This is a genomic window from Flexilinea flocculi (genome assembly GCF_001192795.1).
Taxonomy (GTDB): domain Bacteria; phylum Chloroflexota; class Anaerolineae; order Anaerolineales; family Anaerolineaceae; genus Flexilinea; species Flexilinea flocculi.
This window is the reverse complement of the sequence record NZ_DF968181.1, coordinates 225,978-249,045: the sequence shown is the minus strand read 5'-3', so window position 1 is coordinate 249,045 and position 23,068 is coordinate 225,978. Positions and strand designations below refer to the sequence as shown.

Here is a 23,068-nt window from a genome sequence, read left to right as displayed (position 1 = left end):
AAGCATAGAATTTTAAGTTCAACAAGTTTTCTTAATTGATTTGAAAAAGAAATCGACATTTCGAATTACTGATCTTAAAAGAAAAAAGATTTGACCTCATTTAAGTGAGGTCAAATCTTGATTAGGTTGAAATTATTGAAAAAAATTCTATGTTTAGCTTGTTTTACCCTTACGTGTTTGAATCAAGGAAAAAATAAAGACAAAAGAAAACGCCATCGTGTAAGCACACAACATAATCAAGGAAAAGTAATTTTTGTTGCGAATACTGATGATAATACAGATCAAGCCTAAACAAATCAGAATCAGTTCCAGCAGCCAGGAGAAATCCAAGGAAACCTGATACTTGCTTTTCTTCCTGTCACCATCATTATGAATATCGGCATACTTCGGCGTTCTGGTAAATTCCCAAACTCTGTTTGTTAATAAAGCTTTGCCCGCTTCAATTGAGTTACTGGCGCAAATTCCGAAGCCAAGGAAAAAAGCAAAAATCATACTGATCAAATTTTGTCGGATGGATAAATTTTGAGATTTCAGAGCTACCATCATGGATATCCATGGGGCAATGCTGCACAGAATGATTGCAATCGTCAGAATTGACCCGCCCAGCAAGCTGATAATCCTTTCCGCTCCATCCAACTCCAATGTTGCATTGACACTTTGCAGCGTAACTGTATTAACATCCATTATGGAAGTGATGCAGATCAATAAAAATGAAGCCAGCATTAACGGATGCAGCATATAACCGGTCAGATGAATGAAAGTTTGTAAATGTTGTTTGAAATTCAGGCCTTTATTGCGCATCAAACCAGCAAGTAATTTTTTCGCAACGCGTAAAGATCCGCACGCCCAGCGTGCCTGCTGCTTTTTGTAACTGGGAACAGTGGGAGGAATTTCTGCCGGTGATAACAAATCTCTTAAGAAGACTACGCGATAACCCAGTGTCTGCATGCGGTAGCTGATATCTAAATCTTCCGCCAGTGTGTCAGACTGCCACCCGCCTGCTTCGACAATTGCTTTCTTTCGAATCACACCGCCTGTGCCATTAAAGTTTTGCAGACAGTTGGAAGCATAACGGCCAGTTTGTTCCACCATAAAATGAACATCAATTCCAACCGCAATTGCTTTCGTCAATTTACTGTAATCGCGGTTCAGGTGTGTCCAACGGCTTTGAACAACGGCTACGGTATCATCCTGGATAAAATAAGGAATTGTCTGAATTAAAAAATCAGAAGGAGGAATAAAATCGGCATCAAAAATTGCAGTATACTCAGCATCCGTTTTCTCTAATGCGATTTGCAGTGCGCCTGCTTTAAAACCAGCCCGATTTTTTCTGCGAAGCACCTCGATATTGAAATTCTTTTGCTGAAATTCACGGATAATTTCATCCACTTCTTGAATTGTTTCATCATTGGAATCATCCAGAATTTTAATATCGACTTTGTCTTTTCCATACACTTCAGCCATTGCAGCACAAGCTGTGATCAGCCTGCGGATCACATAGCTCTCATTGTAGACCGGCAGGTGGACTGAAACTTTCGGCCGATCAGTAAATGAATCTGACAAAGGCGGCTTTTTGTATTTTCTTGAAGCATATAATAAATAATAATGATTAAAGCCATATAAGAAAAAGCATACTGTAAGTAACATGGATAACACAAAAAAAAGCAACTGGATGAACATCAAGTATCATCCTCCTGGTCGAATGATAGTAAATTTGCAGCTAGACAATCCCGGTCTTTTTTCGTCGTAAAAAAAAGCTTTACAATGTAAAGCGCAAAAAGAAATCCCGTAATATTCATCAAGCCAGTTGATTATAATACGGTATTTCAATTCTTGATCAGGTTCATAATAATTTCCGGCAATTTGAGATTTAAACAACCTTTCGAAGCAATCGTGTATTCAAAAAGTCAATCCATATTTCAAATTACCAGCTATTAACGATTCAATGATTGTTTTATTATAAAGTGATACTCCGGAAGGTGCAAACAGTAATTCGAGTATCAGTAAAGTTCGTTGAAGTGTTATTTTTAAAAATAACGCTTCAATAAGTAATCCTACTCATATTATTGCAGCGAATGAAACCAGAAGTCAGTCCAATTCGAATCCATGCGCATAAGTCTGTTTTTCTTCAGATTTTCCCGCATGATCCAACGAATATCCTTGTCAACAGAAGAGAACCATCGCTCCATGCATTTTTTTCCTTTGTCAGGCAGCGCTGCTACAGCCACACTCCAGCAATAGCCCAGACCTTTCCGAAGTGCGATGAATGCTTCATTCTTTCGGTTTTTCTCTGTCTCGACTGATTCTGTAATGCGTTCCAGAATGTGTAAAGCAGCAATCGCATATTGCGGTTTCATTAAAAGTCTTGGCTCACAGATTGCTGCTGCGGCTGCCCGTTTTTCGTACAAATTTCCTTCACTCCATTGAATGAGTTCGGTTATCAGTTTTTCCATATCAGCATCCCCCAGCAGCTGCATCGCCATCGCAACTGCCTCACGAATCCTCCATCGCGGATCCGAAGCTGCAGATCGGATCAATTTTAGAAATTCATCTGAACCTTCAGCTGTAAGACGTCCAAGGCCAAGCACTCCACAAAAAGCCAGGAATTCGAACGGAGAATTGACGGGAGCAATTTCAGGCGTATATTGCAGATAACGGAGGAATAATTTCTTTTCTCCTTCCAGTGCCGCGGCTTGCGCCAACTCCAAATTTCCTCTGGGACCCGGCAATCCGGATTGCGCCAATAAATACGCATCCCAGTCAGGGAGTTCTCGTAATTGGATGCGGTAATCCGCCATCTTCGACATGGTGTTATTCATCCGCTTGAATTTCAAATTTGCGTGACATCAATTCAGTGTTTAATGCAAATTTTAATGCAGTTTCTCTGGAGATGATTTTGCGGTGAAATAAGTTCATAATACTTGAATCCATACTGACCATACCTTCTGAACCGGAAGAATTAATAAATGAATCGATTTGGTGACTTTTCGATTCGCGAATCATCGTTCGGACAGCATTGTTCACTGTTAGTACCTCAAAAGCCGGTATCAGACTGCCATCTACAGTTGGAATTAGCTGTTGGGAAACCACTTTTTGTAGAATCATGGATAATTGATTTCTGATCTGTTGCTGCTGATTCGGTGGAAACACATCAATGATTCGATCAATTGTATTCGCAGCTCCTACAGTGTGCAGTGTGGAGATGATCAAATGGCCGGTTTCCGCAGCGGTCATGGCAGTTTGAATCGTTATATGATCGCGCATTTCACCAACCAGGATTACATTCGGAGCCTGCCGTAAGCTGGCTCGCAGCGCTGTGATAAAGCTCTCTGAATCCTGTCCGATTTCGCGCTGCGAAATAATGCTTTTCTTGTCTCTGTGCAGATATTCAATCGGTTCCTCAAGTGTGATAATGTGTCCTTCTCTTGTGTTGTTAATGCGGTCAATCAGGCAGGCTAATGTTGTGGATTTGCCTGAACCAGCCGGACCGGTAAATAGTACCAAGCCTTTGGAGATATTTGAAATTTCCATCACATATTCCGGAATTCCCAGTTTTCGATAATCTGGAATTCCAAAAGAAACCATGCGGATGACAGCGGATAATGACCCTCGTTGTTTATAGGTACTCACACGAAATCTGCATAATCCTTGAACCGAAAGCGAGAAATCATCATCACCATTCTGAAATAAAATCGTGATATCCCGATTAGCGATGGAATAAATTTCACGGATCATGGAATCAGTCGCTTCCGGATTCATCCTTTCTTCTTCCTGGGTTTTAATCAGCCCGCTGATTTTAAATGAAATCGGGAAACCGGTGACGATAAAAATATCGGATGCATTTTTTTCTACAGCGCTTTTTAACAATGAAAACAAGTCGTTCATGATCTATTCTCCAGTCCAGACATTTAACCGGTTATCCACGGACCAGCTTCCTGTTGATAGAATGATCCAGGAATTTACCATGATGATACCATTTTTCACAGTGGCTGAAATATGCAGAACTTGTTTTTCATCAATAGGAACTTCAAAGGAAAATGAAAAATTCATTGGATCTTCGAGTGAAGAAACCAGGAAATCCTCCTGTTCAAATTGAGCATAGAATTTATCGATCAGACCAGGCTCAGGGTTTGCATTCAGCATTTTCTGCATTTCAGCAAGAATTTCCTCTGCATGGCTATCCGCTTCATAAAAGTTCAGAACTGCTGCTGCAGTCTTTTCGCTTAATTTACGCTCATAATTGGTCGTGACGAAAGATAAAACTGCAAAAATCGTTAAACATAAAACAGAAAAGACCATGAGGATCGATGTACTTCCGACATGAATTCCTTGAGAATTTCTACCTGCCATGCTGCACACCTCCTGAAGCTATCTTAACAGGAAGGCGAAAAATTACCTCTCCATCCTTCTTTATAAGCGTGATCCACCCGCTTTTAAGAAAAGGGACCTCATCGATTGCCAATTCGAGCTCAAAAGAAACATCTTTGCCCTGCAGAACCGGTTTCCAGTCTTTATCGAAACTGATTCTTAATAACGTATCTGTAACCACACCGGAACCGCCATAGATCACAGCAGTTTCAGCAAGGTTCCCGCCGGTAGATTTGTAGATTTCGGCTATAGATTCCGCTTTATAGACAGCCTGATCTAAATTTCTGCTGGATTGATTCATAGTATATGCCAATGCAAAAATGCGCAGACTAATTGCAGCACAAAGCGCGAAAAAGAAAATGGCGATGATCAGTTCCATGAGGAAAAGACTGGATTTCACGGATCGGCTTTTATTCATCTTGCTTCTCCATTTCCCCGCAGGTGGACGTAAACTTCATTTTGCTGACCATTTAAATCAACACAGGCTATGCGAAGTAATCCGCTCTGAATCAGCTTTAGGTCCAACGACTGAACAGATGCAATTTCGATTCCGCTTTCGGGATCCAACCGGGCGCCTTTTTTCGCGAACAATTCTTTGACAGAATTTCCATCCAAATAGATCAGCGTATGATAAACTTTTCCATCAATTTCTTCCTCAAGCTCTATTGCGTTGCCATCGCCAAAATCGCTTATGAAAACATTCCCAAAAGTATCATAATGATGAATTTTCATGGAGACATAAGACAGAAGCGTCCGCTGATGATACTGATTCTCCAAAGAATCCGCAGTCTGACGGTAAACATTGGCGCCAGCGGCAATCACCAATAATGCCGCACCAGCAAAGACGCAGAAAAGGAGAAACAGTGATAAGATCTCAACAGAGTGCTGATTACGGTTCATATTCTTCCGCGTTTCTTTCGATCACAGTGATCTCCGGCATCAAATTCGAGGCAAAAACCTCATAGGCGACAAAATATTTTTCCTCATCAATACTGACGCCATAATTTTCCCGGATATATTGAAGATCCTGGGGGTACCTGCCCTCCAATGCATAACAACTGATGACTGCGCGCTGTATGCTTTCTTCCGTCAAGCGTATTCCTTCAGCATTTCGCCGGATTTCAGTCTGTCGGATGGCAACGATAATGAAAACCAGGATACATGAGAAAAAGATGATCGAAAGCATATGGCTTTTTATAACCGGAAAGAACTCTGATCCCCAAATTTTCGTTTTCATCATAGCCTTTCATCCGATCGTCGACATGATTCCTGTCAACGGCAACATCACAGTAATTAGTATCATTCCGACCAGAACCGACATGATAATCACCAGTGTCGGTTCCACTTTATTAATTAGTGCGTTGATCTCTGAGTTGACCATGTCCTCTGACCGGTTCGCAATTTCAGACATTACATTATCGGCAACTCCAGTTTTAAAACCGATGGAAAGCATCCTGCTGAATAACGGCGTCAGAATGCCTGTTTCCATAATGGCATCGGTAAATTTTTTCCCATTCTGAATTTTTTGCCGGCATTCTGTTATTTTCTGGCTGGAATTTTTATTTCCGATCAGTTTTTCCGCCATTTGAAGCGCTTCATCATCATTTAAACCGCTGTTCATTGCTAAAGCCATAGCAGATGAAAAACGGGCTTGTGCAATTTTTCGTCCCAATTTTCCTGTAGAAAACAAACGCCAGCCTAATTTCCGCAACAAGAATAAACTTACAGCTACAAGAACTGCTAATCCTCCCAGTACAAATGGCCAATACTCCTTCAACCAGCTCCCTACATTCATCAACATCACAGCAGTTGGCGGAAGGACAGTTCCAATTTGAGCATAAACATCCGCAAAAATCGGAAAAACTTGCGTCACTAATAGAATAATCACAAACAACATCATCAGAAGCAGAATAAGCGGATATAAAACTGCATCCCGAATCATTTGAGTAATCTGAACTTGACGGTTGTAATACTCAGAGAGGGATTTGAAAACCTTTTCCAGCTGTCCGGTTTTTTCGCCAATTGCGACCATATCCAACATGTACTTCGGGAATAAATTTGAGCTGCGCATTGATGCAGTGATAGAGTTGCCAGATTCCATATCAGCAGAAATTTTTAGCAGGCTGCTTTTTACAGGCGGATATTTTTCATCCGCGGCGAGCATAGAAATCCCTTCACTGATAATGATTCCAGCCTTAAGAATCAGTGACACTTCAAGACAAAATGAAGACAGATAACTGTTAGCTAATGTTTCTTGCATAGATTCTTCTCTCAATTCTTCCGGCATTGCTCATTTCAGTCTGTTTAATTAGAAATTCCGTCTGAAGAAGTTTTACCGGACCAACGGTTTTTTTTACGTCCAAAAATACAATGAACACAGATCCATGCTTCGTTTTCTATCATGTTCCAGTATTCAAAAATGGATTTGAACGTAGAAAAAGTAAAATTTCCTGCATAAGATTTTCCTATCGCTTAAAATCAGATTCAATAAACAAATTTTTCCCGATAATTCTTACCATTACCAATATATTTCATAATAGCAGGGCTGGATTTTCCACTGGATGCAAAAGTCGGATCCATTAGTTTCCAGGAAATTCCGTCAAAAAAAATGATGTCATTGATCCATCCGGTTTCTTTGACATAAATACTGATCCAGGCATGATAAATACTTCCAGAATATCCGACCACCAACTTGGTCGGAACACCCAGACTGCGCATCATCGCTGTCATCAAGGCGGCATAATCAAAGCAAATCCCTTTCCGAACTTTCAGGAAAGATTCCAAATCCGGTAAATATCCGCTTTTTACATTTTTTGCCAGAACCGGATCATAAGAAAAATTCTGAATCACCCAGGTGTAAATTTCTTTCACCTGATCAATTTCGGTTACAGCTCCTATGGTCAGCTCCCGAGCGATTGCAATAAGCGAACTGTCGGCATCATAATTCACGTACTGATTTGGATAAAGAAACGGCATAAAATCATTCTTCAACACAACATCCAAACTGGTTGTAAATGCTGCTGCATATTGGTCTTTTTCAATATTTTCATAAACTCCGATTGTATAACGCCCATCTCCAGCCGAAAGGTTAAATACTTCATAGCCTGCTCCTGCGGTCAAGTTATAGACAAATTGCACTTTGTCGGGCGTTCTGATAATCAATTTCACTTTGTGATTTTCTCCCAGGTAACGAACCATCAGATAACCATCAGAAGTGTTGGATGCATCAATCTCCACAACAGGATCACGAATAACATTTGTTCCAGACGCCTCCGGGATGAATACTTTGGATAACAAACCAGATTGATTATTGCCTGCAGATTCGATTAAAGCGAATCCTGATACTTCGAAATCGAAAAATGGATTAATAAAAATAATAAGGAAAATAAAAAAAATAATTGGAATTTTTCTGCAGTTTCGATCCATCATACATTGCGCATTTCAATAATCATTCGGATAATAATAAAATAAGCACAATTCGAAATATGGAAGGAAGTATTTGCAATTGTAGTGTTACTGCACGGAATGTAGAAACAATACAACTGTAAATTTCCTCTGTTTTCTCATAGGGCTTTTTCATATTTCGATTTATTGATAGCTGCTGTATACCATTAATTCGAAATATTGATTATCGTTTCGAATAACGAAAGAAAATTGATTGATATGCTGGTTATGCGCTTCGTGCAAAACCAGCATATCAACCTTAAATCCTTTTCTTATTTCAAATTGGTGGTTATATACTATGTTTATTTGATGATAATCATTTATAATTATAACAAAAGAATAATCTCTAATAAATATCATCCAAATGAGAACAACAACCGGGACATATCAAAATGCCTTTTGGTCTGTTTTCATAAAAATTTGACGTTATAACTGTAGTTTTAAAGGAAAGAACTGGTTCATCTGCACCTTTTTATCGCAATGATGACTCAGAATTTTTTAAATCATTCATTAATAAAGATTATTCCTTAAAAGTTGCCTTTTTATCATAGGACTTCCGTAAGCTGCAGCGCATAAAAATGGAGATTGACATCAGAAAGCCGATAAAACTAAGAAAATGGATATGATTTCCATTTCAAAATTCGTAATCAAAACAGTTATCGAAGCACTCAAAAAAAAGAGTTCTTAATGAAAAATTCAGGATTAATAATTCATACACTGGGCGAATTTTCCATAACGGATATTTCCGGTCAACACGGCTGGAAGCAAAATCGCAGTAATAAAGTGGCGACTTTACTTCAGTATTTGATTCAAAATAGAAAACAGGGAGCAACACGATCCGAATTGCTATTTGCGCTCTTTGGCAGTTCAGACCTGGCAGATCCGGGAAATTCATTAAAATCCTTGATCCACCGAGCTCGAATACTATTGATCGATGCAGGGCTGCCGGATTTCGAATACATCCTGTTCACACAAGGGAAGTATTTCTGGAATAATGAGATCCCCTGTGAAATCGACTCTGAAATCTTTGAAGACGTAATATCGAAAATTGAGAATCCTGATTTGAATTCAGAAGAAAAATCTTTCCTGGCTCGGCAGGCTTTACGCATGTATAAAGGGGATTATCTCCCATACACCAGCACTGAAAGCTGGGTTTCTCCGTTATTAGTTTCCTATCAAGGGATGTATCATAAAGCGCTGCGTGTTTATAACAAACTTATGGCAGAAAAAGGAGAATTTAAAACGCTCCTTCCATATCTGGAATATGCTTTAAAAATCTTCCCCTATGATGAAGAAATTCATTTATTAAGAATTTCCTGTTTATATGAGCTCAAACAATATAAGGAGGCTCTCACAGCATACGAAAAAACAACTTCGATGCTCTTGGAGGAATTAAATATCAATCCATCGAAAGAGATGATCGCTCTATATCACAAAATGTTGAATGGGATCTCATTCCAAACTGAAACACTTCCTGAAATTAAAGAGAAAATCCAGGAAGAATCGAACCTGAACGGAGCATATTACTCAAGTTATTTGGGCTTTGTTGACAGTTACCGTTTCTTGGTTCGTATGATTGAACGCAATGGCAGTTCTGTTTTTCTGCTCCTGGGATCACTCGTAAACTCAAAAAACCTACCATTTGACGCTGAAGATAAAATTGAAAAAGCTGCAGAAGATTTCTTCCACGCCATTAAACATGCATTGCGGCGGGGTGATCTTTTCACACGGTATAGTAAGACACAATTCCTGATGCTTCTAAGTGGCATCAATCAGGAAAATTGTTCCATCGTGGAAAATCGGATTCGCGAATCCTTCAACGCATCGAAAAGCATCCGCGGGGTATATCTTCAATTTAAAGAAATATCCGCTGTGCCGGAACAGAACCTGATAGAAAGTGAATCAAAATCGGTATGGTAGATTCATATAAGGAACCAAGGCTTTTTGAGCATTCTCCCAATTTAGTCTGTATTTGCATCGATAAGATCGATCTTAATATCACAACAGGCAGAATCTTTACATATTACAATTCTGAACCAGTTATTTTTAACAGCGTTGACCAGATTTTTCTGATTCTTGAAAACTTTTTCGATGATATCGATTTTCCACAGGCGTCAACCCAAACACGAGGGTTTGCAGAAGGGAAAACAGCCAATCTTCCTTTAATTTCGACGAAGTCCGGCAAAATCATGCGCTGGGAGGAGTTGACCGGGCATCAAGGTACGCTTGCAACTTTTTTGCTCCATGTAAAATATCGGCAGAATTCAACCTGGCAAGGTAACTTGAAATGGGTTGAAAAGAATAAGACAAGATCATTCCAAAGCGATCTTGAATTCATGGAGCTTGTCAATACCGCCATTGCGGAGAAATAAAATCCAATCCGTTTTTCGCTATTGCAATCTTGAAAATCATAAATTCGAAATATATGGAAGATTGCAAATCAATATTTCGAGTGACTTTGTCGCAATCCAATCATCTGTCTGTTAATATAGAGTTAAATAAATAACCAAAGTACGCTCAGATAACTGAGTCCCTTTTTATCTGTTAACGAACAATGATACAGTGATTCGAAATATAGACTTGCTACTTGCATCAATATTTCGAAATGCTGAAAATGACCATATCTATCTTTACAGTATGGAAACTAATCCTAATCCAATTTTTTCCCGTTTTGCATTCAAAATTCATTTTTGAGAAATATCGATAAACAGATATAGATATTAATCCAAAAAATAATATTGGTTATTATTTGTAACCGATTCTGTAATCTGTCGCTTGTTATACTATAGAAAACAAACAAAAATGGGAAACAATAGACATGAAAAATTCAGGGACAGAGATCGATGCAGCGGGCGAAAGAAAAAAGACGCAAATTAAGAATGGAAAAGGTACTTTTCTCGTCCAAATATTATCCAGAAGAAATGCTACCTGGCAAGGAACAGTAACCTGGGTTGAAAGGAACGAATCCATTAATTTTCGCAGCGCTTTGGAACTCCTGAAAATAATCGACAGTTCTTATGAAAATAAGAATGAAAATGAAAAGGTATTTAAAGTTTAGACAAGATAGGAACCGGAAACACAGACATGCTTTCCGGATAACATACGAAAAAGGCAAACTTTTTGAAAAAAAGGGACGCAAAACCAGAGACTAAAACATCCAAACGTCATGTCCGTCCGGTTACCGCAAAAGGTGTTTAGAGAAAAGGTAATATTATGAAAACACAAGTGACAAAACACAACTTTTTTTTGACAATGATACTGTTTCTGCTGGTATTTACCATAAGCAGCATCATGGTCGTGAATGCGGAAGGAGAAGAAACAGGAATATCCATGGAAGAAAATGGCCTTCCGGTAACGATCCTGGATGAACCGATTCCGCTTGCTGAGCTCCCATTTCGGAATGTTGTGCTGCTGTTAACGGAAGGAGAGAATTACAACGTTGATTTATCCGAGAACGGTAAGTTATCAGCACGAGCATGGATGAAGCAAAATGGGATCACATTTGAAAAGAATTTTGCTGAATCAGTTGATCCTGCATCTGCATCCGGGACAGTTTTTACCGGTTTGTTGAATGGCGAAATCGGCGAGTATAAAAAGACAATCGGTCAGATGATGCTGGCAGCAGGTTATTACACTGCTTATAAAGGCGTTTTCCCAAAATCAACACCTGAACTTGCTTCTTTAGATGGATTCGGCTTCTTTGATTGGACACCGATTACCGATGCTACGACAGCAAATAATCAGGAGATCGCTTCTGATACAATCGCATGGCTCAAGGATACCGGCGCAGTAAAAAATGAAAATGGACAATCATTCTTCCTGGTTGTAAACTTTGCCAGTCTTCTGGATAATGTTCCGTCCGATCCAGAAGAATTTAACAAAGCCTATCTGCAAAGCCTTCAGGAGAACGACAAGCTGGTCTATGACATCCTGCTCACGATGAATGATTTAGGCTTACTGCACGACACGATTATTCTGATGACCTCAACTACCACCGCCAATGCATTGAATGCACTGCAAACAAAGACTGTCAATGTCAACACCATCCGCACACCGATGATGATATACCACCCCAGTTTTGGAGGCGGACAAACCGTCCAGAATATTACCTCACAGCGCGATCTTGCAGTGACACTCCTGGATCTTACGAACGTCGAAGATTTCTTGAAAACGATGATTTTCGGCGATTTGCCCGGTAAAAGTCTGATACCTTATTTAGCTGGAGAAGGCTCCTTAATCGACGAATCCGGGAAAGTCGTCACAATTTCTGAAAGCGGCGTCCCTTTGGCTGAAGATCCGTTCGGAGACAGCATTCCATTCTCCGATCCAACACTCTCTATGGATGGCGTCATCACCAATCAATACATGTTCACCAGAAATAATTCGACCAATGAACGATTCTTGTATGATCTGAATGAGGATCCGGATGGCGTGAAGAATTTGGCTGCTGACCCTGCCTATGCTGATGTCGTATCAACATTGGAAAAGCAATTGACTGGAGAATAAACTACAGAATAAATCACTTGTGAGAATTATTTCGACTGACAGCAAATTTTAACTTATAAAAGGTTTCCCTTTATGAGGGAAGCCTTATTTGTATTTTCCCGATCTGATCGATTCAAAAAACGCCGAAATAAACAGCAGATCTTCCATTTCGTCAATAATTCGGAATAAGAGGATGTTTCCATTCATGTTCTGACGTTATTAAAGAAAATATGAACGAGAAATTTATACCTTAAATCGATTGGTTGGTTAATCAGAAATTCAAATTATAAGGATAATTTATAGATGTTGAGATATGTTTGCGCGAAACGCAAACATATCTCAACATCTTTTTTTCCTTTTTTCTCTAAATAACAAGTCCATAATTTGAATTGATGCTTATAATTGGAAAGATTATTAACAACGATTTGGAATATAACAAAAATTAGTCGATATTTCAAATCACTGCCGTTATCATGCAAAAAAAGGAAAAACAGGGAATATGGCAATAGTAAAAGTCAGTGAAATTTTAAAAATGGCTGATGAAGCGAATACATCCGTTATTGGGTTCAACTGCACAGATTACAATATGGTAGCGTCTGTCTGTCAGGCTGCTGAGATCACAAAAATTCCGGTTTTAGTTATGCTTTATCCGGAACATTGTTTTAAAAACAAAACCTTTGAACTGGAATCATTCGTAGGGATGTTCAACGGTTTGGCTGAAAAGTGCAGCACTCCCATTGCGCTCCATCTGGATCATTGCAGTGACATCAGGTATCTGCTTCGTGCAATCAAGGCAGGATTCACATCGGTTATGTATGATGGATCCAATTTACCTTTAGAGCAAAACATCGAAAATACAAAGTACGTTGTTAGTGTTGCCAAAGAATTCGGTGTTGACGTTGAGGCAGAGTTAGGTCACGTCGGTTTTGCCGCAAATTCCGAACAGGAAAAATTAGATCTTTACACACGTCCTGAGACAGCAAAAGAGTTCTGTGAAAAGACTGGAATTACATCTCTGGCAGTGGCGATTGGAAGTGCCCATGGTGTATATAAACAAACTCCAAAGCTGGATTTAGAACGCCTGGAACAAATCAATAATGCAACAGATACCTTTTTAGTACTGCATGGTGGCAGTGGAATCCCCGCGGATCAGTTGAATATCGCATTCCGAAAAGGTATCAATAAATTCAATGTGGGAACTGAATTTTTCCAACTTTACTATGATACTGTCAGAGAATTCTGCCAGACAAATGGGGATAAAGGTAGCATCATCGATCTTCCAATCGTGGTCCAGGAAAAATTGACTGATTACCTTATTGAAAAAATGCAATTGTCAAAATTTTAAGGAAGAGCATTCTTATAAATCTCTACCTGACAGACAATTCTTTTCGAATTTTTTCAAGCTTTCTTTGAAAATGGAAAGCAAAAAAAACGCATTACGAAGGTCTCCATTCATTTACCATTATGGCAGATTCATATCAATCTATTGATATGAATCTGCCTTTTTTTAGGTATTAATGGAATATCTTACCCGCATAGTCGAGAAATCTCTAATACTTAAAATTTTTTAGGCTTATGCCCTCCTCACACAGTAATTCGAAATATAAAACCATCATTCCGAATCAATTGAGAAAATTTTTTGTTGTGTTGTTTTTGCCCGGAGCGCAAAAACAACACAACAAAAAATTAATTCTCACCATATTTCGAATCGCTGCTCCTCACAATGACATATTGCCATGCGAACCTTATAGAGGTAAAGTTTTTTCATTGCGAGCATAGCGAAGCAATCCTCTGTCACATGAGAACCATAACTACCTTTAAGGGTGCACAAACCTGCTGCTGCACCTGATGGTTATGATTTTTCAAGATCGATTTGAACCAGTTACAACAAAAGCCAATTACAGTTTCAGTCGATAATGAATAATTTTGCACCGGTCGGGGCAAAGGAGCGATGCGGAGCTGTGTCATCCGCTACCTGATAACTCATTCCGGGTTTCAGAACAAAAATCCTGCCATCCGATAATTCTGTGTGAAGTTCGCCTTCGAGACACAGTAAAATGTGTCCCTTGCTGCACCAATGATCCGCCAGGTAGCCGGGTGTATATTCAACTATTCGCACGCGTATATTATCAAACTGCTGCGTTCGCCAAAAAGCGGTTCCAGTTTCTCCATGATGTTCTGTTGGTTCAATTTCTGCCCAATTGGTAGTACCAAAAGGGATATTCTTCATTTCCATATGATTCTCCTATAATTTTCCGATTAAATTTATTGATATTTTTTCCCCGAAATTCTAAATGTGAAGAAGTCGATTGAGAAAAGATAGAAACATCGTTATTGCGTAGTCATATAATGTACGTCAGCGATTCAAAAAATAGATTTATCTTTTGAAGTAAAAGAGAAAAATTTTTGGGTGGTTTTGTACCTCGATCATGTTTTTGTCATCATTCATTTGATCACACCTGAATGAGTTTTACGGCTTCCTGCGGTTCTAATGCTTCATAGAAAAGAAATCCTTGTACATAATCACATCCCAGTGTTTTTAGGCTTTCAAGCTGCGTATTTGTTTCAACACCTTCCGCAATCACGTTCATCCCAAGACTTCGAGCCAGCGCAAGAATCGTTTGGACAATTTCTATTCCGCTATTGTTCTCTTTAATTTGATGGATAAATGAGCGGTCTATTTTTAGCGTATCGACAGGCAGCATATTGAGATATCCTAACGACGAATAGCCGGTTCCGAAATCATCTATTTCAACATGAACACCAATTTCTCGCAACCTGGTAAGTGTCATCGAGACAGTTTCCCTGTTTTCAATAATCAGAGTTTCTGTTATTCCCAGTTTTAAATGGGAGGTTTTTAGTTGATAGTCATCAATGATCGTAGTGATTTTTTCAATCAATTCTTGATCGGAAAATTGTTTTGGAGATAAGTTCACATTCACTGATAAATTCGAGTTATGCGGATTTTGCGTAATCCAGTCTCGAAGTTGTCTGCAAGCTTCCTGAATGACCCAATATCCGATGGGAACAATCAATCCGGTTTCCTCGGCAATCGAAATAAAATCGGCTGGCAACAGCAAGCCCTTTGTCGGATGATTCCAGCGAAGCAGAGCTTCAAAACCGACGATTTTATTTTTGCCCAGTTGGATGATCGGTTGGTAGTAAACAACAAATTGTCCGTTTTCTAATGCGGTGCGCATTGCAGTTTCAAGTTGAAGCTGGGAAATCACATGATCGAGCATCGAAGGATTAAAAATTTCATATCGTCCTCTACCTCTTTTTTTTGCTTGATACATCGCAATATCAGCATCTCTGAGAATATCTTCTGCTTTAGTATAGTTATCTGATCCCAATACAATTCCGAGGCTGACAGATACAAATACTTTATGGTCATCCAAAAGAGCCGGAAATGCCATTTTATGAAGAATCCGCTCGGCTACTTTTACATAGTACCCGGGATCATCGGATTCCTCGAGCAGAATGACAAACTCATCTCCTCCCAGACGCGCTACAGTATCTTCGGATCGAATACATGAGTTGATTCGCTGCGCTGTTTCAATCAGCAACAAATCGCCGGTATCATGTCCAAGATTGTCATTCACTACCTTAAAACGATCCAGATCCATAAAAAAGACAGCATATGAATAATTATTACGTCTCCTGGATCTTTCCAGCGTATGGTTGAGGCGATCGGAGAATAATGCACGATTTGGAAGATTCGTCAGCGGATCGTGCAAAGCTGAATACGATAATTGCTCCTCTGCTTTGCGTCTTTCATTCAGTTCGATTTCCAATAACGCATTCATTTGCTGGAGTTCGGCAGTTCGATCCGCAACTTTTTGTTCCAGCGTGGAATTTAAGATCTGAAGGTGATTGATCATATCGTTGATATAGATATTCAATTTCCCAAACTCATCAGGCAGTGAAACTCCGATTCGCTGGCTAAGATCGCCATTTTCGAGCTTTTTGAACAATCGGATCATTTTTCGAAATGGAAGCGTAAACTCAGAAGCAATCGAAATGGAAAGAAATCCTCCGACAACAATTCCGCCAATTCCAGCTTTGATTAAAATCCGCAAAGTCTCAGACAGCAAAGCAAAGGATTTCGTTGAATCAAGATAGATTTCTTTTGCCTGATTGTAAGAAACCGGAATTACAAGGAGGAGACAAATAAAGACTAATCCCAGTAACGAAACCGTCAATTTCAGCCAAATTGGAATCCCTTTAATACCCGAAATTTGATCATTGAATTGGTCCGGCAATACTGCCATCAGTATTGGCTCAAAGAATTGATCGATGCTCATACTTTCCAGCAATAATATCGCAATTGCTGCTGCAAAAACAGAAAGACTCAAATACAGCATTTGGTCAAACCGAAGATATAACCATTTTGATCCATATAGCAATATTGGAATTAATACCAGGATTATCAGACCCAAAAATTCAAATAAAATGATATTTCTTGAAGCCGTTGTAGCCTGTTTCCATGCCTTTTTCTCCAAATCCGGATGAATATCTTCATTTTTCATTTCTGTCGGAATTGCCAATCTCCGAAAGACAGATTGATTGAACAGATAAAATAAAATCAACATCAGAAGATTGCGGAAAGAAAGACCAATAATTTCAATCAATATCAGTTTTTCCAATTGGAAAGAGTTAAATTGAGCATTTTCATGCGCTGGGATGATGCTCAGAATGACTAATAATGGTGTACTGAGTATCTGCAGGACCAGAAGAATTATTATCGGATAAAACCGTCCCGTTTTTCTAAACAATTTATCTAGGAAAGATACTGGTTCTGGATCGATGTTCATTTTTTGATCCCTTCGATTTTATAAACAACCCATAGCCATGAAATTTTCAAAGATGATCTCTGCAAATTCAGTTATGAATTTTGCTTTAATAATACTAACAAATTTGATTCTATGAACCGTATTGAAATCCAGCGATCAGCAATTTGAAATATGAGAGGGATTATTTGTTATTGTTTTTTTATACGGAGCGTAAGAATAAAACAATAACGAGTTTTCTCGTTTTTCTCAAAGGTTTTTACCAATTTCAAATTATTGTCCAGCGATGCGAAATATAGCCTGACCATTCGAATCAATCAGGAATTCCTAGGTGTTGTGATGTTATGACTCGAAGTGCCACGACATCGCATCAACAAGGAATCCTCCCCATATTTTAAATTGCTGTATCGAAATTTAGCCAGTCTAAAAATGAGAATGATTTGTTGTTATTCTATTGGTTTTATATGATGTAAAACCAATAGAATAACAGACTTTCGGTATTCTTTTAAAAATAAATGGTTATATTGAATGCAGGATGCAGGTATGTATCGTTTCAAGAAAAGGATAAATTCAATTCAACTATTCGGGCTGCTATTCAATTTTTTCGTACTGTGGCGTTCGATCAACTGTCCGGAAATTTGAATATGCAAATTCGGACTGTCAGGGTGAGCGATTCGTTTTAACAGTGTATCAACTGCCAATTTTCCAATACTCGATCGGGAGATCCGCATGGTTGTTAAAGAAGGTGTATTGATCGCACTGAAAGGGATATCATCCACACCAATGACTGAAATGTCATCCGGAATCCTGCAGCCGAATTCCTGCAATGCCTTCATAGCGCCAATAGCGATCGTATCATTATCAGCAAAGAATGCGGAAACGGATTGAATGGCCTTTTGTGCATGATCCTTCTGTAAATAAGCTTTCATATCCGAATAAGCGCCTTGCAGTGTTGGAGTGAGTGGAATTCTTAATGTTTGGTCAAGTTGTAATTTTTCAAGCGCAACTTCATAACCAATCTGGCGTTTTTCAAAATTTGCAACTCGTACACTGCTGTGCAAATATCCAATATTGCGATGACCAATCTGATACAAATATTGCATTGCATCATAGGCGATAGATTCATTCGCCATGACGACGCTGTCTACTCGTTCATAACTCATCGGATTGTCAATGACAATAATGGGCGCATGGATCTGATAAATCATGCGAATCAGATCCTCGCTCATTTCTGATCCCAGTAAAATGACACCGTCAGACGGCTTCGCTGCCACCATTTGGAATGTTTCAACCGCAGTATCCCGATTGCACCCGGTCATAATTAAATCATAAGAACATCTTCGGCATTCAATTTCAATTTGGTCGATAATGGATGCAATAAATCCCTGATTTTCCTCAACAACCATCCCATGGGCAGCATATTTGACAAACTGGATGCTTCCGCGCAACGTATTTTTCCGGACTTGCGGAAGAGCATACTGGTGCTCTTCCGCGACTTTCCGAATTTTCCGGCGCGTTTCTTCACTGACACCTTCTTTATTGTTGAGCGCCAATGATACTGTGGCAGGTGAGACTCCGATCAGCGCTGCAATTTCTTTAACTGTGATCAAATTGAATCTGCTTTCTCAGATATAAAAATTGCGAAACCTTTCATCAGTAAATCGGCAACAGCAGCTCCGGGATCCAATAAATCCCGTGATTGTTCACCGCGACCGGCAGCTCTGCCAAATTGAGCTAACATTCCTTTTGTATTAAGGAAGCCTTGATGTGCCGCCTGGGAAGCATGTTCGGCTGCTTCCTTTAATGGCAAGTTGGCAGCCGCATCGGTCTTTAATGATTCCACTGCTCCGAAGAGTCCATCCAGGAAAGTCTTATCACCGACCTGGGCTTTTCCTCGGCTCTGTACGCCGTCAAAATATGCCTGAAAAAAAGATACAATCCCATCCATATCTAGATCAGTGCAGCCTTTCAGCGTTTTACCTACAGCCATCAGACCGGAGGCCATCAGCGTACCCATTGTCGAAGGAACAGCCGTGGACATCGCCTTTCCGGCGTTATAAACAAGCTTTCCGATGTCCGACTCGTCTAAATCGGCGATTGCATTGCTGGCAGCTGTAAAACCATCTCCCATCGTTAATCCCAGATCACTGTCTCCAACGTGGCTGTCCAATTCAATCAGATAGTCCCGGTTTTGAACCATGACCTCTGCCCAACACTGCATCAGTTTTTTTATATCACACGCATTCAGCATGCTGACCTACCTCCAAATTAATATTTGAACTGTTTAAAGAACGGCGTATCAGCAGGGAAACGCAATAGTTCTTTCAATTCATCATCCACTTTCAACAGAGAGATCGAAGCGCCCGCCATTTCCATCGATGTTGCATATTCGCCAATATACGTATGGAAAATATTAATGCCTTTTTCTGAAAGGACTTGATGAATTCTGCGGAACATGACATATTGTTCTTCCAATGGAGTAGCGCCCAATCCATTTACCAGAATTGCGACCTCGTCGCCGTTTTGATAGGGGAGATCCTCGATGATCTTGTTCAGCATCTCATCCACAATTGCGTCAGCCGGCATTAGTTTACCACGTCGGATCCCCGGTTCGCCATGAATGCCCATACCGATTTCCATCTCATCCTCAGCAAGTTCAAAACTCGGATGACCAACTCTTGGAACTGTGCACGGTGTTAAAGCCACACCCATCGTCCGCACATTTTCACAAACTTTTTCTGCAACACGCTTCACTTCATCCAACGGCAGCATCTTTGCAGCAGCAGCTCCTGCGCATTTGTAAACGAAGAAAATTCCGGCAACACCACGTCGTGTGTTTTTCGCACCTGGTTTAACCGGAGCGCCAGAAGCAACATCTTCTCCTGCAACAACAGATTCAACATGGATATTTTCTTCAAAATCAGCCATTTCCGCTGCCATGTCAAAATTCAGAATATCGCCGCCATAGTTGCCATAAATATAAAGAACTCCAGCTCCAGAATCAATTTCTTTGGTTACAGCGAGCATTTGTTCAGCACTGGGAGATTGGAAAACATCTCCAATTGAGCAGCCATCCAGCATGCCTTCGCCAACATAGCCTAAAAAGAGCGGAAGATGCCCTGATCCGCCACCGGTTGCAATTCCAACCTTGCCGGGGATTTTTTTGGTTGATACCAGGCAGTGCAGATCACCGCCAGCGAATTTCACCAAATCCGGATGCGCCGCATAAATCCCTTCGAGCATCTCAGTGATAAATTTTTCTGGAGTATTGATTATTTTCTTCATGGTTCGATCCTTTGGAGTTGTTTTTAGATTTCGATTTGCATAAAATCTTCTTTGGAATAATCCACTACAATACAATCGTTCATGTAAGTCCGTTCCGGAAGACCGATCAGGATGTGTGCTTTTTCCTGATCAATCGGGAATGGCGCCAAATGCCAGACTCCGGTTCGTAGAACGACCAGCGTTCCTTTTGGAACGATGAAAGCCTCGGTCAATTGCGGAACAGGCTGTTTGGAAGCCGGAGCAACATGAATCAGAATGTCACAGTCAATCGGTAGAATGGCTTCCTGAGCGTAATTATGATATTCGGATTTTTCAACGATGCAAGCTGCGGTTTTCTCAACAACCAACGGTGAAAAGCCGACTGGAATTCCACTGGAGACAGGCATCAGAGCCTTATCCGGAAAAAAGCTGCCAAGTGAAAACCCTGTCGGATTCAAAAAATCAAAGAATTGACCATATGGTGAAAATGCATCTTTCGATAATTTTTGTGCTTTAATTGTCTTCATGTATCCTCCAATTTCCATCGTAATACCCCTTTTTTTAACAATCAGTAATTTGAAATATTGAATTACTATTCGAAGAAAGAGGAAAAAACGTGTTTTTGTGATGTTTTTGCGCTTTGCGGAAAATACATCACAAAAACATGGGATCCTCCCCATATTTCAAATTACTTATTAACAATACAATATTTTCCAAATCATTAGTCTCGGCTTTGTCTACGTTCGATCAAATAGGTTGCAGTCATGATCAATAATAAAATCAAACCCCAGGCAAAGGTCTTAACAAAAGCATTTACACGTAAGATGTTAAATGAACTTGAGACAAGCTGCAGTAAAATAATGGACATCACGACACCCTGTACTTTGCCGCGTCCACCATTGGGATTAACACCTCCTAAAACCGCAATTAATAATGTCAATAACGTATAGGATGAGCCGTAATCCGATTTCGCTGAATTGTAATGGGATACCATCAGTATCCCTGCCAGACTTCCAAAAACTCCAGAGATAGCATATGTAAGCATCGTAATTTTTAGATTATTGATTCCAGAAAACCTGGAAGCAACCATGTTTGTTCCCATCAGATAAACGCACTTGCCATAGACAGTTGAATAAAGAAGATAGCACAAAATAAGAGTGATGAAAACGAAAACTAATGCGCCAATCGGGATGCCGGCAATGGTCCCGTTGGCGATATTGCTGAATGACTCCGGCAGTCCAGTAATAGCCGGGCCCTTGGTAATAATAAGAGCAATCCCAGTGTATAACTGCAAACCGCACAATGTTACAAGCATTGCTGGAATTTCAAGGTATCCGATGATCCACCCATTAAACAAACCGCAAACGCAACCAACAGATAAAGCAGCCAGAATTGCCGTAACAATGGAAAAATCATTACCACCCAGATTGAGCATCACAACCGCTGCGACAATTCCGGACAAATTTGCAATTCCGACCAGAGAAAGATCAATTCCACCAGCGATCATAGCGATCATCATACCAAAAGCGAGGATACCGTATTCTGGAATTTGAATTAACATCCCCTGTAAATTGGATTTTCCAAGGAATTTTGGATGAGTAACGCCCATGAGTACGGTAATTATGACAGAGCATACCAGCAGCGCCAATGCAATTCGATCAGTTTTTTTAATAATATTCGTTATTTTTTGCATCTTACTGCTTCCTCTATACTTTGATACTGTTTGCAATATGCTTCGCCTTGAGCGAAGTAATCGATGTTCCGATAATCATGATCAGACCAACTACAAAAGTCTGATAATGAGCAGGAACACCCAGCATGATGAGATTATTTTTTACCAGCGCAATCAACGTGACGCCCAGGATGGTGCCGATGACCGTTCCGTGACCTCCAGTGATTCGCGTGCCACCCATCACAACCGCAGCTATGACCATCATTTCGCTTCCCATTAATACAGACGGATCTGCTGCGCGCATAAGAATCATATAAGTTACTCCGGCAATTCCAGCCATCGTACCAGAAAAAATATAAACAAAGAAAAGGATACCTTTGACATTGAATCCAGCAATACGGGCAGCACGAATATCACCACCCACCGCATAAATTCCTCTGCCAAACATCGTAAATTTTAGCAGAAGCCAGCCCAGTAAACAGATGAAAATCGGTATCAGAATCAAGATCGTTAAAGAATAGGTAATACCCTCCGCATTGGTATACGTGTACAGACTGACTTTATATAATTTATCCAATTTCCCAGGCAGATTTGTAATGATTTTTGCGCCAAAAATTGCCAGCGTTGCGCCGCTGGTCATACTGCTGACACCCAGTGTCGCAATCAGAGGTGGCATCTTGATGATAGCTATCAGTATCGCATTCAGAGCGCCAAGGGATGCACCAATGAGCGCACCCATGATAAATGCTACCGGAATATTATCAATCTGATTCTTCAACATGATATTTCCGGTTGCAATCATTGCCAAACACGCAATCGCCGGAAATGAGACATCAATTCCTCCGGAAACAATCACCATCATTTCACACATCGCAAAGATCAATGTCACTAACATCGTTCTGGAAAGATTTACCACCGTAGAGATGCTATTAAATGCAGGATTGACTAATCCGATCAGAACGGCTAACCCAATAATAATGTACACAACAATCATCTCATTCGTCGTCAGGAAAGTTTTTATTCTGTATTTCATCATTTCCTCCTG

The 23,068-nt window shown here is 40.0% G+C and carries 22 protein-coding genes and 1 riboswitch; of the genes, 5 read left to right on the top strand and 17 right to left on the bottom strand.

Annotation, left to right across the window (positions count from 1 at the left end):
- Nucleotides 1-153 precede the first annotated feature (153 nt).
- The 9 genes from ATC1_RS06040 to ATC1_RS06000 all read right to left on the bottom strand — a co-directional run bounded on the left by ATC1_RS06040 (nt 154) and on the right by ATC1_RS06000 (nt 7,797).
- Entirely contained in the window at nt 154-1,680 is a 1,527-nt protein-coding gene (locus ATC1_RS06040) for a glycosyltransferase (protein WP_062279330.1), read from the bottom strand.
- Nucleotides 1,681-2,063: 383 nt separating this feature from the next.
- Nucleotides 2,064-2,807 carry a HEAT repeat domain-containing protein gene (locus ATC1_RS06035; RefSeq protein ID WP_062283964.1) on the bottom strand — a complete coding sequence of 248 codons (744 nt, stop codon included), beginning with the start codon at nt 2,805-2,807 and terminating at the stop codon, nt 2,064-2,066.
- Between the two features lie 4 nt (nt 2,808-2,811).
- Nucleotides 2,812-3,885, bottom strand: coding sequence for a type IV pilus twitching motility protein PilT (locus ATC1_RS06030; protein ID WP_062279328.1), 1,074 nt, complete (start codon nt 3,883-3,885; stop codon nt 2,812-2,814).
- Between the two features lie 3 nt (nt 3,886-3,888).
- Nucleotides 3,889-4,350, bottom strand: coding sequence for a hypothetical protein (locus ATC1_RS06025; protein WP_062279326.1), 462 nt, complete (start codon nt 4,348-4,350; stop codon nt 3,889-3,891).
- Nucleotides 4,340-4,786 (bottom strand): type IV pilus modification PilV family protein, encoded by a 447-nt coding sequence (locus tag ATC1_RS06020; RefSeq protein WP_062279324.1) that lies wholly within the window; start codon nt 4,784-4,786, stop codon nt 4,340-4,342. The genes ATC1_RS06025 and ATC1_RS06020 overlap by 11 nt, the downstream gene beginning before the upstream one ends.
- Complete coding sequence (locus tag ATC1_RS06015; protein ID WP_062279322.1) at nt 4,783-5,268, bottom strand: DUF4860 domain-containing protein; 486 nt, start codon at nt 5,266-5,268, stop codon at nt 4,783-4,785. Before ATC1_RS06015 ends, ATC1_RS06020 begins: the two co-directional genes overlap by 4 nt.
- The gene (locus ATC1_RS06010; protein ID WP_062279320.1) at nt 5,258-5,608 is read right to left on the bottom strand and encodes a hypothetical protein; all 351 of its coding nucleotides are present in this window, start codon (nt 5,606-5,608) and stop codon (nt 5,258-5,260) included. The genes ATC1_RS06015 and ATC1_RS06010 overlap by 11 nt, the downstream gene beginning before the upstream one ends.
- A gap of 6 nt (nt 5,609-5,614) precedes the next feature.
- On the bottom strand, nt 5,615-6,628 hold the full coding sequence (locus tag ATC1_RS06005) for a type II secretion system F family protein (protein WP_172667726.1): 1,014 nt from the start codon (nt 6,626-6,628) through the stop codon (nt 5,615-5,617).
- A 224-nt stretch (nt 6,629-6,852) separates the two neighbouring features.
- Nucleotides 6,853-7,797 (bottom strand): transglutaminase-like domain-containing protein, encoded by a 945-nt coding sequence (locus ATC1_RS06000; RefSeq protein WP_062279316.1) that lies wholly within the window; start codon nt 7,795-7,797, stop codon nt 6,853-6,855.
- A 702-nt stretch (nt 7,798-8,499) separates the two neighbouring features.
- Between ATC1_RS06000 and ATC1_RS05995 the strand changes: the two genes are divergently transcribed.
- The 5 genes from ATC1_RS05995 (at nt 8,500) to ATC1_RS05975 (ending at nt 13,642) form a co-directional block, all read left to right on the top strand.
- A complete protein-coding gene (locus ATC1_RS05995) occupies nt 8,500-9,732 on the top strand; it encodes a BTAD domain-containing putative transcriptional regulator (RefSeq protein WP_062279314.1) in 1,233 nt (410 codons plus the stop codon).
- Nucleotides 9,726-10,184, top strand: a complete 459-nt coding sequence (locus ATC1_RS05990) for a hypothetical protein (protein ID WP_062279312.1) — start codon at nt 9,726-9,728, stop codon at nt 10,182-10,184. The genes ATC1_RS05995 and ATC1_RS05990 overlap by 7 nt, the downstream gene beginning before the upstream one ends.
- A gap of 446 nt (nt 10,185-10,630) precedes the next feature.
- Nucleotides 10,631-10,870, top strand: a complete 240-nt coding sequence (locus ATC1_RS05985) for a hypothetical protein (RefSeq protein WP_062279310.1) — start codon at nt 10,631-10,633, stop codon at nt 10,868-10,870.
- A 42-nt stretch (nt 10,871-10,912) separates the two neighbouring features.
- A riboswitch (cyclic di-GMP riboswitch) is annotated at nt 10,913-10,998 on the top strand.
- Nucleotides 10,999-11,025: 27 nt separating this feature from the next.
- Nucleotides 11,026-12,318: a sulfatase-like hydrolase/transferase gene (locus tag ATC1_RS05980; RefSeq protein WP_062279309.1), complete on the top strand. Its 1,293-nt coding sequence runs from the start codon at nt 11,026-11,028 to the stop codon at nt 12,316-12,318.
- A gap of 478 nt (nt 12,319-12,796) precedes the next feature.
- A complete protein-coding gene (locus tag ATC1_RS05975; RefSeq protein WP_062279307.1) occupies nt 12,797-13,642 on the top strand; it encodes a class II fructose-bisphosphate aldolase in 846 nt (281 codons plus the stop codon).
- A gap of 561 nt (nt 13,643-14,203) precedes the next feature.
- Here ATC1_RS05975 and ATC1_RS05970 read toward each other — a convergent pair.
- The 8 genes from ATC1_RS05970 to ATC1_RS05935 form a co-directional block, all read right to left on the bottom strand.
- Nucleotides 14,204-14,533: a DHCW motif cupin fold protein gene (locus ATC1_RS05970; RefSeq protein ID WP_062279305.1), complete on the bottom strand. Its 330-nt coding sequence runs from the start codon at nt 14,531-14,533 to the stop codon at nt 14,204-14,206.
- A gap of 217 nt (nt 14,534-14,750) precedes the next feature.
- The gene (locus ATC1_RS05965; RefSeq protein WP_062279303.1) at nt 14,751-17,111 is read right to left on the bottom strand and encodes an EAL domain-containing protein; all 2,361 of its coding nucleotides are present in this window, start codon (nt 17,109-17,111) and stop codon (nt 14,751-14,753) included.
- A 551-nt stretch (nt 17,112-17,662) separates the two neighbouring features.
- Nucleotides 17,663-18,697: a LacI family DNA-binding transcriptional regulator gene (locus ATC1_RS05960; RefSeq protein ID WP_062279301.1), complete on the bottom strand. Its 1,035-nt coding sequence runs from the start codon at nt 18,695-18,697 to the stop codon at nt 17,663-17,665.
- Nucleotides 18,694-19,338 carry a dihydroxyacetone kinase family protein gene (locus tag ATC1_RS05955; protein WP_062279299.1) on the bottom strand — a complete coding sequence of 215 codons (645 nt, stop codon included), beginning with the start codon at nt 19,336-19,338 and terminating at the stop codon, nt 18,694-18,696. The genes ATC1_RS05960 and ATC1_RS05955 overlap by 4 nt, the downstream gene beginning before the upstream one ends.
- Nucleotides 19,339-19,355: 17 nt before the next feature.
- Nucleotides 19,356-20,372 (bottom strand): dihydroxyacetone kinase subunit DhaK, encoded by a 1,017-nt coding sequence (locus tag ATC1_RS05950; RefSeq protein ID WP_062279297.1) that lies wholly within the window; start codon nt 20,370-20,372, stop codon nt 19,356-19,358.
- A 23-nt stretch (nt 20,373-20,395) separates the two neighbouring features.
- Nucleotides 20,396-20,878: an ureidoglycolate lyase gene (locus ATC1_RS05945; protein ID WP_062283961.1), complete on the bottom strand. Its 483-nt coding sequence runs from the start codon at nt 20,876-20,878 to the stop codon at nt 20,396-20,398.
- Nucleotides 20,879-21,072: 194 nt separating this feature from the next.
- Nucleotides 21,073-22,044 (bottom strand): ABC transporter permease, encoded by a 972-nt coding sequence (locus tag ATC1_RS05940; protein ID WP_062279295.1) that lies wholly within the window; start codon nt 22,042-22,044, stop codon nt 21,073-21,075.
- A 13-nt stretch (nt 22,045-22,057) separates the two neighbouring features.
- Nucleotides 22,058-23,056 (bottom strand): ABC transporter permease, encoded by a 999-nt coding sequence (locus tag ATC1_RS05935; protein WP_062279293.1) that lies wholly within the window; start codon nt 23,054-23,056, stop codon nt 22,058-22,060.
- Nucleotides 23,057-23,068: the final 12 nt, after the last annotated feature.